The following is a 15,219-nucleotide window of genomic DNA, read 5'->3' as shown; positions in this document are numbered from 1 at the left end:
CATCCCGCTGGCACAACGAAATCGGACCAAATCGGGCTGAATTCATTCCCACGCCCGCGGGGATGGCTCAGGCGATGCGCGCGATGCCGCCCATGTACGGGCGCAGCGCCTCGGGTACCTGGATGCTGCCGTCAGCCTGCTGGCAGTTCTCCATCACCGCGATCAGGCAGCGGCCCACGGCCACGCCCGAACCGTTGAGCGTGTGCACGCTCTCGGGCTTGCCGGTGGCCGGATTGCGCCAGCGTGCCTGCATGCGCCGGGCCTGGAACGCCTCGCAGTTGGAGATCGAGGAAATCTCGCGGTAGCTGTCCTGCGAGGGCAGCCAGACCTCCAGGTCGTAGGTCTTGGCCGCCGAGAAGCCCATGTCGCCGGCGCACAGCAGCATGCGGCGGTAGGGCAGGCCCAAGGTTTCCAGTACCACTTCGGCACAGCGGGTCATGCGCTCGTGCTCGTCGTCGCTGTCCTGCGGGCGGGTGATGGCGACCAGCTCGACCTTTTCGAACTGGTGCTGGCGGATCATGCCGCGAGTGTCGCGGCCGTGGCTGCCGGCCTCGGCGCGGAAGCACATCGAGTGCGCAGTCATGCGCAGCGGCAGCGCGCTGTCCTCGACGATGCTGTCGCGGACGATGTTGGTCAGCGGCACTTCCGAGGTCGGGATCAGGTAGCGCGTGGCCTGGCCCACCTCGGTGCGGAACAGGTCCTCCTCGAACTTGGGCAGCTGGCCGGTACCGCGCATCGACTCGGCGTTGACGATCACCGGGACGTTGACTTCCTGGTAGCCATGCGCGCCGGTATGCAGGTCCAGCATCAGCTGCGCCAGGGCCCGGTGCAGGCGCGCGATCGGCCCGCGCAACACGGTGAAGCGCGCCCCTGACAGCTTGGCCGCGGTATCGCCATCGAGCCAGCCGTTGCGCGCGCCCAGTTCGACATGGTCCTTGACCGGGAAATCGAAGCGGCGCGGCGTGCCCCAGCGGTGCTGCTCGACGTTGCCGGTTTCATCCAGGCCCGGCGGCACGCTGGCGTGCGGCAGGTTGGGGATGCCCATGGCGATGGCCTCGATCTGCGCGCGCAGCTGGTCCAGCTCGATTTCCGAGGCCTTGAGCTCCTCGCCGAAGCCGGCGACCTCGGCCAGCAGGGGCGCGGCATCCTCGCCGCGGGCCTTGGCCTGGCCGATCGCCTTGGAATGGGCATTGCGCAGGTGCTGCAGTTCCTGGGTACGCACCTGCAGCTGCTTGCGGCGTGCCTCCAGGGATTCCAGCGCGGACACGTCCAACTCAAAGCCGCGCGTTTGGCGCAGGCGCTGGGCAAGGTCGGCAGGCTGGTTGCGGAGCAGGGCGGGATCAAGCATGGGCAAGGGCTGGCTGCACGTGGAAGAACCTTGGATTATCGCCTGTTCCACCCGCGCCCGCCCGCGGCCGGCGGCGCGTGATCGGGAACGGGCCGGCCGCTGTGCAAGAATCGCAGGCTGTTTCCGCCGCATTGCCCCTGCCATGTCACCTGCCACGCCGCGCCGCCGCGCCTTCACCTTGCACCTGCCGCATCGCGCACTGTGGATCGCCCTGGGCGCCTTCCTCGCCGGGCTGGCCCTGTTTGCCATCGTGTGGCTGAGCAACCGCAACGACGACGCCTTTTACTCGGTCAAGCCGGCCGACAAGAGCGGCGAGCAAGCCGCCATCGCGCCGCTGCCGGAGCCCATGGCCGCGCAGGACAGCGCCAGCGGCATGCAGGCCCCGGCGCCTGGCGCGCAGGCCGACGCCGCGCAGCCTGCTGGCGACAGTGGCGCCCTGCCCCAGCCGGTGCTGGAAGAGGCGCCTGCCAGCGCCAGCAACGCGCCTGCGGCACAAGCGGCAACGACCGAACGGCCCGACCGGGTGACGCCGCTGCCCATCGAGGGCCAAAGCCCGCCGCCGACCTACCCGCCCGCGGCGCTGCGTCGCGGGGAGACCGGCACGGTGGTCGTGCGCATCCAGGTCGACGCGCAAGGCAGGCCCGGTGGCGTGGCCCTGATCCAGAGCAGCCGCTCGCGCGAGCTTGACCGGGCGGCGATGGAGGCGGTGCGCAAATGGCGCTTCGACCCGGCGATCGAGGACGGCGAACCGGTGCCGGCCGCGGTCGACATTCCGGTGGAGTTCAACCTGGAGCGTTGATCCAGGCAGCGGCATGAATCGCCTTTGGCAACGCTGAACTGCGCTGCATGCCGGCTCCAGGGTTTTACCGGCGTGTCACGTCACGAAAACGGAATGCGTTCGACAGCGGCAACCGCGCCCTGGACTGCGCCGCACTCCGCCGGCGACGCGTCACGGCACGGCCGTGCGGATGCCGCTGGCGCGGGGTTTCATTCCACCGGCAGGCTGATAAAGCTGGCCTGCTGCGGCGTGTGCCAGATGCGCTGGGTGGCCTTCTGGTAGTCGGCCGGCCTGGCGAAGAAGATGTTGTCCACGTAGGTCTGCGGGTTGCGGTCATACAGCGGAAACAGGCTGGACTGCACCTGGACCATGATCCGGTGGCCCTTGCCGAAGGTGTGGTTGGCGTTGGGCAGTTCGAAGTCGTAGGCCAGCGTCGCATCGGGCGTGATCGCCTTGGGATGCTCGAAGCGCTCGCGATAGCGGCCGCGGAAGATGGTGATGCCCACCGGCAGCTGGTAGCCGCCCATCTTCGGATCCGAAGCGACCTGGTCCGGGCCGACGTCGATCAGCTTGACCACCCAGTCGCTGTCGCTGCCGCTGGTGGAGGCCTGCAGGTTGACCTGCGGGCGGCCGGCGATCTTCAGCGGTTTGGCCAGCGGCTCGGTGACGTAGGTCAGCACGTCCGGGCGGCCATCGACGAAGCGCTGGTCCTTCACCAGCCAGCTCGTCCACATGTCGCGGTCGGCGAAGTCCACCGGACGCGGCACGAACGGCACCGGCTTGGCCGGGTCGGACAGGTACGCGTCGTATTCGGCCTGGCCGGCGGCCGGGGCGTCGAACGAAAGCTTGCCGCCTGCGCCCAGGTACAGCGCCCTGGGCTTGGCCTTGCAGCCTTCGCTGCACACTTGCGGCCAGGATTTCAGGCGATCCCAGTGGTTGGCGCCGGTGTCGTAGATCAGCACCGGCGGCGTGTCGGCCCTGGGCGCGCCGTCGACCAGGTACTGGTTGAAGAACGGCAGCAGCACGTCGCGGCGAAACTGCAGCGCGGTGTCACCGTCCCACTTCAGCGCGCCCAGGCTGCTGCCGTCGTAGTTGACCTGGCTGTGGCGCCACGGGCCCATGACCAGGTAGTTCCTGTCGTTGCCCTTGTCGCGCGCCTCCATCGCCGCGTAGCTGTGGTTGGCGCCATACATGTCCTCCTGGTCCCACAGGCCCTGCAGCCACATGGTCGGCACCTTGATCGGGGTCCTGGCCATCACCTTGTCCAGCGCCTGTTCCTGCCAGAACGCGTCGTAGGCGGGGTGCTCGGTCAGCTTGTGCCACCACGGCAGCTGCTCCAGCCCGGCGGCCCTGGCGTAGTCGCCGGCCGAGCCGGCACGCAGGAAGTTGCTGTAGTCGTCGTGGCCTTGGCGGGCGATGCGGCTGCCCTTGCCGCGCTTGGACAGCTGGCCGGTGAAGTAGTCGAAGTTGATCTGGCGGAACGCGCCATAGCTGAACCAGTCATCGCCCATCCAGCCATCGACCATCGGACTCATCGGGCTGGCGACCTTCAACGCCGGATGCGGGTCGGTCAGTGCCATCACCACGGTGAAGCCTTCGTACGATGAGCCCAGCATGCCGACCTTGCCGTTGGACTGCTGGACGTGCTTGACCAGCCAGTCGATCGTGTCCCAGGCATCGGTGGCATGGTCCACGTCGGTGCCGTTGAGCGGCCCCCTCAGCGGCCGGGTCATCACGTAGTCGCCCTGCGAGCCGTACTTGCCGCGCACGTCCTGGATCACCCGGATATAGCCTGCATCGACGAACACCTCATCACCCTGCGCCAGCAGGTTGCGCATGTGTGGCGACTCCATCCTCGCGGTGCGGCCATCGGCGTTGTACGGGGTGCGCGTGAGCAGCATCGGCGCATGGGTGGCGCCCCTGGGGATCACGATCACGGTGTGCAGCTTGACCCCGTCGCGCATGGGGATCTCCACCACGCGCTTGAGGTAATCGTTGGCCGCATCGGGTGCGACGAAGTCCTTGCCGGTGATGTCCGGGGTCATCGGCGCGGTCTGCGCCAGGCCGGCCACGGGCAGGGCCGCGGCAAGCAGCAGGGACAACAGCGAAGGAAGCAGCGCGGACTGACGCATCGTGGGGGCGTTCCTGCAAGATGACCGAGCCGACAGTCTATGCGCGGCGATTCCCCCTGGGGACCCCACTGATGGCACCCCTGCGACGTGTTTCAGTCCACGCGGATCGGCACCCGGGTCTGGCCCTGTCCGTGGACGACGAAGCGCTCGACGGTGAGCGCTTCCAGGCCCATCGGTCCGTAGGAATGCAGGCGCGTGGTGGAAATGCCGATCTCCGCGCCCAGGCCGAGCTCGCCGCCGTCGGAGAACCGCGAGGACGCGTTGACCATCACCACCGCCGCGCGCAGCGCCGCGACGAAGGCGGTGGCGTTGGCTTCATCGCCGGTGGCGATCACCTCGGTGTGGTCCGAGCCGTAATGGCGGATGTGGGCGATGGCTTCGGCCAGGTCCGGGACCACGCGCACGGCCAGGATCAGGTCCAGGAATTCGGCCGCGTAGTCCTCGTCCGAGGCGGGCTTGGCCTCGGCCACCAGCCTGCGGGTGGCCTCGTCGCCGCGCAGTTCGACCCCGCGCGCCAGCAGCGCCCTGGCCGCCAGCGGCAGGAACACCGGCGCGATGTCCTGGTGCACCAGCAGCGTCTCCAGCGAATTGCAGGCGCTCGGGCGCGAGACCTTGCCATCGATCAGCAGCTTGAGCGCCAGATCGAGATCGGCGCTGGCATCGACGAACAGGTGGCACACGCCCTTGTAATGCTTGATCACCGGCACCCGCGCGTGCTCGGCGACGAAGCGGATCAGGCCTTCGCCGCCGCGCGGGATGGCCAGGTCGACGATGTCGCTCAGTTGCAGCAGCTCGAGCATGGTCTGCCGGCGCAGGTCGGTGACCAGGGTCAGCGCGGCTTCGGGGATTCCGGCCTGGCGCAGCGCGCCTTGCAGGGCCTGCGCAATGGCGGTGTTGGAATGGATCGCCTCCGAGCCGCCGCGCAGGATCACGCCGTTGCCGGCCTTGATGCACAGCGCTGCCGCATCGGCGGTCACGTTGGGCCGGGCCTCGTAGATCATCGCGATCACGCCCAGCGGCACCCGCACCTTGCTGACCTGGATGCCGTTGGGACGGGTGTCGCTGCGGGTGACCTGGCCGACCGGATCGGGCAAGGCGGCCACCTCGCGCAGGGCCGCGGCGATGCCGGCGATCCGTTCGGGATTGAGCATGAGCCGGTCGAGCATGGCGCTGCCGATGTCTTTTTCGCGCGCGGCCTGCAGGTCCTGTTCGTTGGCCGACAGGATCGCGTCCTGTTGGGTTTCCAGGGCCGAGGCCATCGCCTCCAACAGCGCGGCCTTGTCGGCCGAGGACAGCTGGGCCAGGGTCAGCGAGGCTTCGCGGCAGGCCAGCGCCTGGGTCTTGATGTCGCTCATCGTGGAGTCCTCGGAAGTGGAGCGGCGCTGCCCAACAGCACCAGGTCGTCGCGGTGGATCACGTTCTCACCATAGCTGTAGCCCAGCACGGCCTCGATGTCACGCGAGTGGCGGCGGGCGATGCGGCGGATGTCGGCCGCCGAATACTGGGCGATGCCGCGCGCCAGCGGGCGCTGACCGTCGGCGTCGCCGGTGCGCACCAGCACCATGTCGCCGCGGCGGAAATCGCCTTCGGCGCCGGTCACGCCACCGGGCAGCAGCGATGCGCCCTTTTCGACCAGCGCCGCGGCGGCGCCGGCATCGATCAGGATCGCGCCCGGTTCGACCGGCGCGTGCCGCAGCCAGCCCTTGCGCGCGGCGATGCGGGTCTGCGCGGCATGGATGCGCGTGCCGCTCAGTCGGTCCTGCGCCAGGCCACGCACGACCTCGGCATTGCGGCCGTTGAACAGGTAGGTCTCCACGCCGGCCGCACCGGCCTTGGCCGCGGCCTCCAGCTTGGTGCGCATGCCGCCGGTGCCGACACTGCTGCCGCTGCCGCCGGCCATGGCCAACACCTCCGGCGTCAGCACCTGCACTTCATCCAGCGGGCGCGCGGCCGGGTTGCTGCGCGGATCGGCGGTGTACAGCCCATCGATGTCGGTGGCGATGAACAGGGCATCGGCATCGACCAGCGCGGCGACGATCGCCGCCAGGTTGTCGTTGTCGCCCAGTTTGAGCTCGTCCACCGAGACGGTGTCGTTCTCGTTGATCACCGGCAGGGTGCCCAATCGCAGCAATTCCAGCAGCGTGGCGCGCGCATTGAGGTAGCGGCGGCGATTGCGCAGGTCGTCGTGGGTCAGCAGCACCTGGGCGACCGGACGCTCGAAAAGGCGCTGCCACAGCGCGATCAGCTGCGCCTGGCCCAGCGCGGCCAGCGCCTGGCGCGCGGCGATCGCCCCGCCCGCGTCGGCCACCCTGGGCACGATCGCCCGCCCGGCCGCGACCGCGCCGGAAGACACGATCACCACTTCGCGCCCGGCCTGCACGTGCGCCGAGACGAACTGCGCCAACCCCAGCGCGAAACGCGGCGACAGGCCCACGCCATCGGCGGCCAGCAGGCTGCTGCCCACCTTGAGCACCGCCCGCCGCCAGCTCGGGATCGGCTGCGGGGTGAAAGGCGTGGCAACCAGGGAAGCGGTGTCGTTCATGCGCTCGATCGATGGGAGGGGTGGATTGCGATGGTGCGTGTCAGGCGGCATATTCCATTATCAGTTTGACTCGGCACATCCATGTGCCTCGCCCTTCGGGCCGGCTTCGCCGTTCTGCACTGCTCCTGCAGTGCAGTGGCTTGCTTTTGCCAAGACAAAAGTAGCTCGCGCCGTAAGGCGTGAAAGCCTTTGCCTTTGCCCTTGCATCACCAGACAACGCAAAAGCAAACCGCCCCTCACCCTCCCAACGCCTCCCACCGCGCCAGCAACACCTCCAGCCTCAAATCCGCTGCCGCCCCCGGCGACACCCGCGCCGCCAGGCTGGCTTCCGGCGTACGCCCCTGTCCGGCAGTGTCCGAAGCCGCCGCAGCGGCCCGGTACGCCTCGCGAAACGGCACGCCCGCAATGGCTGCCTCAACCGCCACGTCCGTTGCATACATGCCCGAATCGATCGCCGCGCGCAGCTTGTCGGGCCGCCACTCCAGGTTGGCCAGCAGCGCCGGCAGCAGTTCCAACGCCGCCAGGCCGCGGCCGAAGCCATGCACGATCGCGCCCTTGCTGCCCTGCAGGTCCCGGTGATAGCCCGAGGGCAGCGACAGCAGCTGTTCGATCTGCGTGCGCGCGGCGGCCACGCTGGCGTGGGTGGCGCGCATCAGCTCGATCACGTCCGGGTTGCGCTTGTTGGGCATGATCGAACTGCCGGTGGTGTACTGCGCCGGCAGCGCCACGAAGCCGTACTCGGCGCTGGTGAACAGCGACAGGTCCCAGGCGATGCGGCGCAGGTCCAGGGTGGCGGCGCCGAGGGCTTCCAGCGCGGCCAGTTCGAACTTGCCGCGCGAAAGCTGGGCGTAGACCGGTGAGACCTGCATCCGCGCAAAGCCCAGCGCGGCCGTGGTGTGCGCACGGTCCAGTGCCAGGTTGACGCCGTAGCCAGCCGCGGTCCCCAGCGGATTGCAGTCCACCAGCCGCAAGGTATCGGCCGCGCGCACCGCGTTGTCGATGAAGGCTTCGGCCCAGCCGGCCCACCACATGCCCGCCGAGGACACCACTGCGCGCTGGATATGGGTGTAGCCGGGAATCGGCAGGTCCTTTTCCGCCTCCGCGCGGTCGAGCGCCACTTTGGCGACCTCGCGGCTCAGCTGGGCCACGCGCAGCAGCTTGTCCTTCAGCCACAGACGGGTGGCGACCAGGATCTGGTCGTTGCGGCTGCGCCCGGTGTGGATCTTGCGGCCGGCATCGCCCAGGCGTTCGGTCAGGCGCGCCTCGATGGCCGAGTGGCAGTCTTCGTAGCGCTCGTCCAGCACGAAGGCACCGCTGCGGAAATCGTCGGCCAGTATGGCCAGTTCGCGCTTGAGCCCGTCCAGTTCTTCCGGCGAGAGGATGCCGATGTGCTGCAGGCCCTCGGCATGGGCGGTGCTGGCGGCGATGTCGTAGAGAAAGAACTCGCGGTCCAGGATCACGTCGTCACCGGCCAGGAAGGCCTGGATCTTCGCGTCCACTGCAACGCCGGGCTTTTGCCAGAGCAGGTTGGTCATTGGTGTTCTCCTGCGGTGCCGGCCATTGCCAGCATCGATGCCTGTGTCTTGCTTGATGTGGGAGTCGCTTCAGCGGCGCCCACGATTTCAATGCGCAATGGAGGTCAGCTCATCCAGGCCCAGGGCCAGGTTGAGGTTCTGCATGGCCTGGGTGGCCGCGCCCTTGAGCAGGTTGTCCAGGGTCGAGACGATGACCACGCGCTTGTTGCCCGGCGCGGTGGTGAAGGCCCCGATCTGCACGCCGTGGCGGCCGGCGATGCGGCTGACCCACGGCGCTTCATCGATCACCTCGATCAGCGGCTCGCCGGCGTAACGGGCCTGGTAGCGCGCCTTGATGTCCTGGCGCGTCATCGGCTGCTGCAGCCACAGGTTGACGGTCATGGTGATGCCGCGGAAATGCGGCGCCACGTGCGGCATGAACTCCACCGGGATGCCCAGCTGCGCGGAGACCTCGCGTTCGTGCAGGTGGTTGGTCAGCGCATACGGCATCAGGTTGTCGCGCAGCAGCGCCGGGTCGTTCCGGTCCGAAGGCGTGGTGCCGGCGCCGGAATAGCCCGACACGCCAAAGCACACCGGCGGCCCGGCCAGCTGGTCCAGCAGCGGCGCGATCGCCAGCTGCATCGCGGTGGCATAACAGCCCGGATTGCTGATGCGCCGCTGCCCGGCGTACTTGCCACGGGTCAGCTCGGGCAGGCCGTAGTACCAGCCCGGATCGAAGCGGTAATCGGCCGACAGGTCGACGATGATCGTCTGTGGCGCAGTGGCGTCGATCGCCTTGACGTAGGGCTCGGCCTTGCCGTTGGGCAGCGCCAAGATCACCGCGTCGGCGCCCTTGGCCGCGGCCGCATCGGGATCGAGGTTTTCATAGTGCAGCGGGCCGGCGTAGGCATCGCTGTGGTCGGCGACCGGCTGTCCGGCCAGTTCGCGCGAGGACACGAACGCCAGTTCCAGCTGCCGATGGTGGGCGATCAGCTTGATCAGCTCGGCGCCGGTATGGCCGCGTGCGCCGATGATGCCCACGGTAAAGCGCGTCTTGGAAGTCATTCAGCCCTCCAGGGTCGGCACGCGCGTGGCGCAGTGGGCCACGCACCGCTTGATCTGGTCGAAGTCGTCCATGCCATACCAGAACACCTTCCACTTCTCCTGCTTGAAGCAGCCGTCGGACTGCGCGTAGTAAAAAATGTTGACCTGATTGTTGTGGCGCGAGCGCCAGAACAGCTGCGGGGTCTGCTCGCGCATCACGTTCCAGACCGCACGGCCCAGGCCTTCGCCCTGCGCGTCGTCGGACACCGCGAACTTGTCCAGGTACACCATGCCCGCGCCCTCGGTGAGGATGATCGCGGCACGATAGTTCTCGCTGACGTAGGCGCGCAGCAGCGGGGTCTTGTCGAAGTAATCCGGCACCAGGGTGCGGCGAAAGCTGGATTCGATCAGCGCCCTGAGCCTGGGCAGGTCCAGTTCATCCCAGGAGGTGGCCTTGAGCACGCGCTCGCCGCGCCGCACCAGGGTGCCCGAGCCCTTGTGGGTGAACAGCTCCTTGGCCAGGTCCGCCGGACGGGTGATGGACACCGAGGATTCCATCGGCAGCTTGTCCAGCAGGTCCTTGATCTGCTCGATCTTGACCCGCATGCCGCCGTGGATCCACGGCTGGGCGATCAGGTGCGCGTACTCGGTGGACAGGTTGATCGAGTCGATCACCTTGCCGTTCTGGTCCAGCAGGCCGCCGGTGCCGGTGAGGAAGATGATCTTGTACGGCTGCAGTTCGCGCACCAGCTCGTTGGCGGCAAAGTCGGCGTTGATGTTGAGGATCTGCCCGGACGGGGTTTCGCCCAGGCTGGTGATCACCGGGATCGAACCGGCCTGCAGGCTGGCCTCGATCGGCGCCAGGTTGACGCCCTTGACCTCACCGACCAGGCCATAGGTGTCCTGGTCCAGGTAGTCGGCTTCGAACACCCCGCCGGTGATCGAGGTGGCACGCGCGCCGGCGGCCTGCAGCGCCTCGACCAGCTTGAGGTTGGACGCCTGGAATACCTTGCGCACGATCGCCAGGGCCTTGGGCGAGGTCACGCGCAGACCATTGATGGTCTGCTTCTCGATCCCGGCGGCCGACAGTTCCGCATCCAGCTGCGGGCCGGCGCCGTGCAGCACGATCGGGGTCAGGCCGACCTCCTGCAGGAAGGTCAGTGAGGAGGTCAGGTCGTCCAGCTCGTCGCGCAGCACCGCGCCGCCGACCTTGACCACCGCAAAGCGCTTGGCATCGAGCTGCGAGAAACGCTTGAGGTACTGGCTGATTTCCTTGGCGCTGGCCATGCTCGAAAGCAGGCGGACGATGGTCTGGCGGGTCTGGGCGTGGCTGGCGGGAATGTTCACGGTGTGCGGTGGGGCTCTAAGAAGGTGGCGGGCGGCGCGCAGGCCGGCTTGGCGCGCTGGAGACTCAGCGTCCGTTGATGATGTGATGCACCGATTCGGCGTAGCGCTGCAGCTGTGCCAGGGTCACGAACTCATCGGCGGTGTGCGCCTGGGCGATATCGCCCGGGCCGTAGACCAGCGCGGTGTAGCCAGCGGCCGAAAACAGCGAGGCCTCGGTCCAGAAATCCACCGCATTGCCGATCGGCAGATCCAGCGCATCGGCCACCTCGCGCGCAGCCAGGCGCTTGTCCTCGGCGCGGGCGATGTCGCCGGCCGGCAGACTCGGCCCGCGGAAGGTTTCGGTGAAGCCGGCCGCGGCCGGTTCGGCCAATCCTGCGAAGGTTTCCAGCAGCTGGTCCACGTCCATCGATGGCAACGGGCGGAAACCGAAGCGCAGCTCGGCCTGCGGCGCGATCATGTTGGCCTTGATCCCGCCTTCGAGCCGGCCGATGTTGAAGCGCAGCCCGGTCAGTCCGCCAAAACGCGCGTGGCTGAGCGATTGCACATGATCCAGCGCCCGGCAGCCCCAGCCGATGGCCTGGTGCAGCGCGCTGGCCGCCGGATCCTGCTTGCCCGCCGCATGCCCGGCGCGGCCGGCGAACTGCATCAGCACCGAACTGATCCCGCGATGGGCCAGCACGGCCTCACCCATCGTCGGCTCGGCCACCAGCACCGCCCTGTAGGGCAGGCCGCGCGCCAGGAACGCGGCGATGCAGCGCGGATCGTTGGCTTCCTCGTCGGAAGAAAACAGCAGCGCCGCATCGCCCTGGCCGGCGTTGACCGCAGTCAGCAGCGCGGCGGCCGCGCCCTTGATGTCGCACGCGCCCAGGCCGATCACGCGGTCCGATGCGCGCCGCAACACGTGCGGATCGGCGCTCCAGTGCGGCGAATCGGGCACCGTGTCCAGGTGCACGTTGAACAGGTACCGGGGCGCACCACGCACCGCATACAGGCTGACCGCGCCGGCGCCGTGGTCGATCACTTCCACGTTGAAGCCGGGCAGGTTCGCGCGCAGGTAATCGAAGATGCCGCCGGTGCCGATCGCACGCGGCGGGTTGCGGGTGTCGAAGGACACCAGCTTTTCCAGATGCGTCAGCGTGTGCTCGAGCAGGCAAGTCATCAACAAGGTCTCAAGTGGTGCAACAGGTCAGGCCGTGGCCGGCGGATACACACGCATATCCAGGCGGGTCGTGTCGATTGCCATGGGTTTGGAAATCAAAGCAAGCACAGTGCGAACCGAATGAAGAACCGCCAACGCGACATGCAACGACACGCTCACTCCTCACTCCTCACCCCTGCATCGGCGCCATTGACCTGCGCATACAGCGTGGAACTCATGCCAAACAGCTTGATGAAGCCTTCGGCCTCTTCCACGCCCCAGTCGGCCGACTGGGCGTAGGTGGCGCCCTTGGCGTTGAGGATGTGCGGCGATTTGACCGCGACCGCATCGACGCGACCGCCGCGGGTTTCCAGCACCACCTCGCCGTTGACCTTGGCCTGCGAGGATTGCAGGAACGCCTCCAGATCGGTCTTGAGCGGGTCGTGATAGAAGCCCTCGTAGACCAGTTCCACCCACTTGCGCGCCACTTCCGGCTTGAATCGGTTCTGCTGCTTGGTCAGCACCGCTTCTTCCAGCGCCCGGTGCGCGGTCAGCAGCGAGACCAGGCCCGGGGCCTCGAACACGATCCGGCCCTTCAGCCCGATCACGGTGTCGCCGGTGTACACGCCGCGGCCCACGCCGTAGGCCGCAAACAGCGTGTTGAGCCTGGCCAGGAGTTTCTCGCCGGGCAGTTTCTCGCCATCCAGCGCCACCGCCTCGCCGTTGACGAAGCGCAGGGTGACCGACAGTGGGCTTTCTGGCCAGGCCGCGCGCGGGGCGCACCAGCCGCGGGCGCCTTCGCCCGGCGCTTCCCACCTGTCGATCTCGCCGCCGGACATGGTCAGGCCCAGCAGGTTCTCGTTGATGGTGTAGGCCTGCTGCTTGGCGCGCACGCCGAAGCCACGGTCTTGCAGATACTTCTGCTCGTAGGCGCGGGTCTGGGTGTGCTCCTTCTGGATCTCGCGGATCGGGGCGACGATCTGGTAATCGCCCAGCGCCTTGATCGCCAGGTCGAAGCGCACCTGGTCGTTGCCCATGCCGGTGCAGCCGTGCGCGATGGCCTTGGTGCCCAGCTCGGCGGCGCGCTTGAGCGCGGCCTCGACGATCAGGTAGCGGTCCGACACCAGCAGCGGATACTGGCCCTGGTAGCCCTCGCCGGCCCACACGAACGGCTTGACGAAGCCGTTCCAGATCGCCGGGCCGCCATCGACGGTGACGTGGCTGGCCGCGCCCAGTTCGGCGGCACGCTTTTCGATGAAATCGCGTTCGTCGGCATCCACCCCACCGGTATCGGCAAACACGGTGTGCACCGCGTAGCCCTGCTCCTGCAGGTAGGGAATGCAGAAGCTGGTGTCCAGGCCGCCGGAAAAAGCCAGCACGATGTCTTTCGAGCCGGGACTCGGGACTCGGGACTTAGGATTGGAGGGGCTGGCTGGGTGCTGTGACATCGGAAAACTCCAGAAGGGAAAGTAGCGAAGCGAAAGGCCAGAACGACGATGGGGCTTTACCGGTCCCGGGTCCCGGGCCCCGGGTCCCGAGTCGTCGCGCCCTGCGCGACCAGGGCCGCCATGATCGCCTTCTGCACGTGCAGTCGGTTCTCGGCCTCGTCGATGGCGATGCACTGCGGCGAATCCATCACCGCATCGGTGGCCTTGACGTTGCGGCGCAGCGGCAGGCAGTGGCTGAAGACGCCGTTGTTGGTCAGGGCCATCTTGGCCTGGTCCACGATGAAGTGCCTGTACTGCTCGCGGATCGGCTTTTCCCGGTCCCAGTTGCCGAAGTACGGCAGCGCGCCCCAGCTCTTGGCGTAGACCACGTCGGCATTGGCGTAGGCGCTGTCGATGTCGTGGCTGACCTGGATCGAGCCGCCGCTTTCATCGACGTTGTCCCGCGCCCAGCCCATGTAGCGCTCATCGAGGATGTACTCGGGCGTCGGGCACAGCAGGGTCACGTCCATGCCCATGCGGGTGGCGATGGTCAGGGCCGAGTTGGCCACCGCAGTGTTGAGCGGCTTGGGATGGTAGGTCCAGGTCAGCACGTACTTCTTGCCGCGCAGGTCGCTGCTGCCGAAGTGTTCCTGCAGCGCCATGATGTGGGCCAATTCCTGGCACGGATGGGTAATGGTCTCCATGTTGATGACCGGCACCGGGCAGTACCTGGCAAAGCTCTTGAGCACCCGGTCCTGGCGGTCGATCGCCCAGTCCACGAACTTGGGGAATGCACGCACTGCGACGATATCGGCATATCGGCCCAGCACCTGCGCCACCTCGGCGATGTGCTCCTCGGCCTCGCCGTCCATCACCGCGCCCAGGTCGAACTCGATCGGCCATGCATCCTTGCCCGGCTGCAGCACCACCGCGTGTCCGCCCAGCTGGAAGGTCCCCAGCTCGAAACTGGTGCGGGTGCGCATGGACGGGTTGAAGAACACCAGCGCGACCGACTTGCCTTTCAGCTCGTTGCCCAGCTTGTTGCGCTTGAACAGCGCAGCCTGGGTGAGCAGGGCGTCCAGGTCCGCACGGGACCAGTCCTGGGTGTTCAGGAAGTGCTTCAGGGCCATCGAATCATCCTTTGCGGCAAGGGCGGCGCGCGATGCGCGGTTGCGGGCGAAACCTTTCTGTCACGGAAAAACGAAAAAACCCAGCCTGCTGGCTGGGTTTTCCCGGTAAATGCAAGACGACCTCCGGTAACCCAGCTAGTTGCAGGCGTCCGGTCGACGGGCACGCGAGGTCATGCCCGAGGCCATCCGGGCCGAACTTGCGTGCTGGTGCGAAGAGGTCTTCATCGGGCGCGAATCCTCGCACGTGCGCATGTTGCGGCGCAAGGCTTGGCGCCGGGTGCGCGGGGTTTATGGATTGCCTGCGCGGATCTGGCCCGGCGCATAGGGCATCACCGACACCCGGATGCGCAACCGGTTGCCCGGATCCTCGGCCAGGCGCGAGCGGTACTTGCTGCCCTTGTAGACGTAATCCACGTCGTAGGCGATCGGCCGGCGGAACTCGCGCTCGACCGTGACCATCCTGCAGTTCTGCCCGGGCGCCGGCGGCGTGGCCGCCTGCGGGTTGGGCTCGGCCGCATCCTTGTCATCGCTGCCGAAGATGCCCTTGACCGAATCGACCATGCGCGCAATGCGGCCTTCTTCCCTGGGCTTGTCGGCGTCGGCATCGACGCTGGGCGCATCGGCCGGCCGATCGCACTGCTGCTCGTTGCGGCTGGCACGCAGGACCTGGTAGACCGGCTCGACCGAGAGCACCTGGGCGTAGTCGATGCGCACGTTTTCCATGGGAACCACCGTCGTCTGCTGGGCAAACGCGGCCGGCAGCGGGGCCGACAGGCAGGCAAGCAGGAGGGCACGGAAAGCTCGGGAGGGCATGCAGCG

At 67.7% G+C, this 15,219-nt stretch carries 12 protein-coding genes; 1 reads left to right on the top strand and 11 read right to left on the bottom strand.

The features are described from left to right. Nucleotides 1-67: 67 nt before the first annotated feature. The gene (serS, locus tag DSC_RS07005) at nucleotides 68-1,348 is read right to left on the bottom strand and encodes a serine--tRNA ligase (RefSeq protein ID WP_014160451.1); all 1,281 of its coding nucleotides are present in this window, start codon (nucleotides 1,346-1,348) and stop codon (nucleotides 68-70) included. 142 nt (nucleotides 1,349-1,490) lie between these two features. Between serS and DSC_RS07000 the strand changes: the two genes are divergently transcribed. Continuing rightward, nucleotides 1,491-2,147 carry an energy transducer TonB gene (locus tag DSC_RS07000; RefSeq protein ID WP_014160450.1) on the top strand — a complete coding sequence of 219 codons (657 nt, stop codon included), beginning with the start codon at nucleotides 1,491-1,493 and terminating at the stop codon, nucleotides 2,145-2,147. Nucleotides 2,148-2,335: 188 nt separating this feature from the next. Here the strand turns inward: DSC_RS07000 and DSC_RS06995 are convergent, their stop codons facing one another. The 10 genes from DSC_RS06995 to DSC_RS06950 all read right to left on the bottom strand — a co-directional run bounded on the left by DSC_RS06995 (nucleotide 2,336) and on the right by DSC_RS06950 (nucleotide 15,213). Further along, nucleotides 2,336-4,258, bottom strand: coding sequence for a CocE/NonD family hydrolase (locus tag DSC_RS06995; RefSeq protein WP_014160449.1), 1,923 nt, complete (start codon nucleotides 4,256-4,258; stop codon nucleotides 2,336-2,338). Nucleotides 4,259-4,350: 92 nt separating this feature from the next. Next, nucleotides 4,351-5,613 carry a glutamate-5-semialdehyde dehydrogenase gene (locus tag DSC_RS06990; protein WP_014160448.1) on the bottom strand — a complete coding sequence of 421 codons (1,263 nt, stop codon included), beginning with the start codon at nucleotides 5,611-5,613 and terminating at the stop codon, nucleotides 4,351-4,353. After that, complete coding sequence (gene proB / locus DSC_RS06985) at nucleotides 5,610-6,800, bottom strand: glutamate 5-kinase (RefSeq protein WP_014160447.1); 1,191 nt, start codon at nucleotides 6,798-6,800, stop codon at nucleotides 5,610-5,612. Before proB ends, DSC_RS06990 begins: the two co-directional genes overlap by 4 nt. Before the next feature lie 236 nt (nucleotides 6,801-7,036). Further along, complete coding sequence (argH, locus tag DSC_RS06980; protein WP_014160446.1) at nucleotides 7,037-8,335, bottom strand: argininosuccinate lyase; 1,299 nt, start codon at nucleotides 8,333-8,335, stop codon at nucleotides 7,037-7,039. Nucleotides 8,336-8,422: 87 nt separating this feature from the next. Then, the gene (gene argC / locus DSC_RS06975) at nucleotides 8,423-9,379 is read right to left on the bottom strand and encodes an N-acetyl-gamma-glutamyl-phosphate reductase (protein WP_014160445.1); all 957 of its coding nucleotides are present in this window, start codon (nucleotides 9,377-9,379) and stop codon (nucleotides 8,423-8,425) included. Next, a complete protein-coding gene (locus tag DSC_RS06970) occupies nucleotides 9,380-10,705 on the bottom strand; it encodes an acetylglutamate kinase (protein ID WP_014160444.1) in 1,326 nt (441 codons plus the stop codon). A 64-nt stretch (nucleotides 10,706-10,769) separates the two neighbouring features. Next, nucleotides 10,770-11,864, bottom strand: coding sequence for an acetylornithine deacetylase (locus tag DSC_RS06965; protein ID WP_014160443.1), 1,095 nt, complete (start codon nucleotides 11,862-11,864; stop codon nucleotides 10,770-10,772). A 155-nt stretch (nucleotides 11,865-12,019) separates the two neighbouring features. Continuing rightward, nucleotides 12,020-13,291 carry an argininosuccinate synthase gene (locus tag DSC_RS06960; RefSeq protein ID WP_043290456.1) on the bottom strand — a complete coding sequence of 424 codons (1,272 nt, stop codon included), beginning with the start codon at nucleotides 13,289-13,291 and terminating at the stop codon, nucleotides 12,020-12,022. Between the two features lie 56 nt (nucleotides 13,292-13,347). Continuing rightward, on the bottom strand, nucleotides 13,348-14,400 hold the full coding sequence (locus DSC_RS06955) for an N-acetylornithine carbamoyltransferase (RefSeq protein ID WP_014160441.1): 1,053 nt from the start codon (nucleotides 14,398-14,400) through the stop codon (nucleotides 13,348-13,350). A gap of 288 nt (nucleotides 14,401-14,688) precedes the next feature. Continuing rightward, entirely contained in the window at nucleotides 14,689-15,213 is a 525-nt protein-coding gene (locus tag DSC_RS06950; RefSeq protein ID WP_083833503.1) for a hypothetical protein, read from the bottom strand. Nucleotides 15,214-15,219: the final 6 nt, after the last annotated feature.

It is taken from the genome of Pseudoxanthomonas spadix BD-a59 (assembly GCF_000233915.3).
GTDB lineage: Bacteria > Pseudomonadota > Gammaproteobacteria > Xanthomonadales > Xanthomonadaceae > Pseudoxanthomonas_A > Pseudoxanthomonas_A spadix.
This window is presented reverse-complemented; position numbering and strand designations above follow the sequence as displayed.

Excerpts from the sequence above, each read along its gene's own strand:
- DSC_RS06955 (WP_014160441.1), bottom strand. The coding sequence starts at position 14,400 with ATGGCCCTGAAGCACTTCCTGAACACCCAGGACTGGTCCCGTGCGGAC.
- DSC_RS06990 (WP_014160448.1), bottom strand. The coding sequence starts at position 5,613 with ATGAGCGACATCAAGACCCAGGCGCTGGCCTGCCGCGAAGCCTCGCTG.
- argH (WP_014160446.1), bottom strand. The coding sequence starts at position 8,335 with ATGACCAACCTGCTCTGGCAAAAGCCCGGCGTTGCAGTGGACGCGAAG.
- argC (WP_014160445.1), bottom strand. The coding sequence starts at position 9,379 with ATGACTTCCAAGACGCGCTTTACCGTGGGCATCATCGGCGCACGCGGC.
- DSC_RS06995 (WP_014160449.1), bottom strand. The coding sequence starts at position 4,258 with ATGCGTCAGTCCGCGCTGCTTCCTTCGCTGTTGTCCCTGCTGCTTGCC.
- DSC_RS07000 (WP_014160450.1), top strand. The coding sequence starts at position 1,491 with ATGTCACCTGCCACGCCGCGCCGCCGCGCCTTCACCTTGCACCTGCCG.
- DSC_RS06950 (WP_083833503.1), bottom strand. The coding sequence starts at position 15,213 with ATGCCCTCCCGAGCTTTCCGTGCCCTCCTGCTTGCCTGCCTGTCGGCC.
- DSC_RS06960 (WP_043290456.1), bottom strand. The coding sequence starts at position 13,291 with ATGTCACAGCACCCAGCCAGCCCCTCCAATCCTAAGTCCCGAGTCCCG.
- serS (WP_014160451.1), bottom strand. The coding sequence starts at position 1,348 with ATGCTTGATCCCGCCCTGCTCCGCAACCAGCCTGCCGACCTTGCCCAG.
- proB (WP_014160447.1), bottom strand. The coding sequence starts at position 6,800 with ATGAACGACACCGCTTCCCTGGTTGCCACGCCTTTCACCCCGCAGCCG.
- DSC_RS06965 (WP_014160443.1), bottom strand. The coding sequence starts at position 11,864 with ATGACTTGCCTGCTCGAGCACACGCTGACGCATCTGGAAAAGCTGGTG.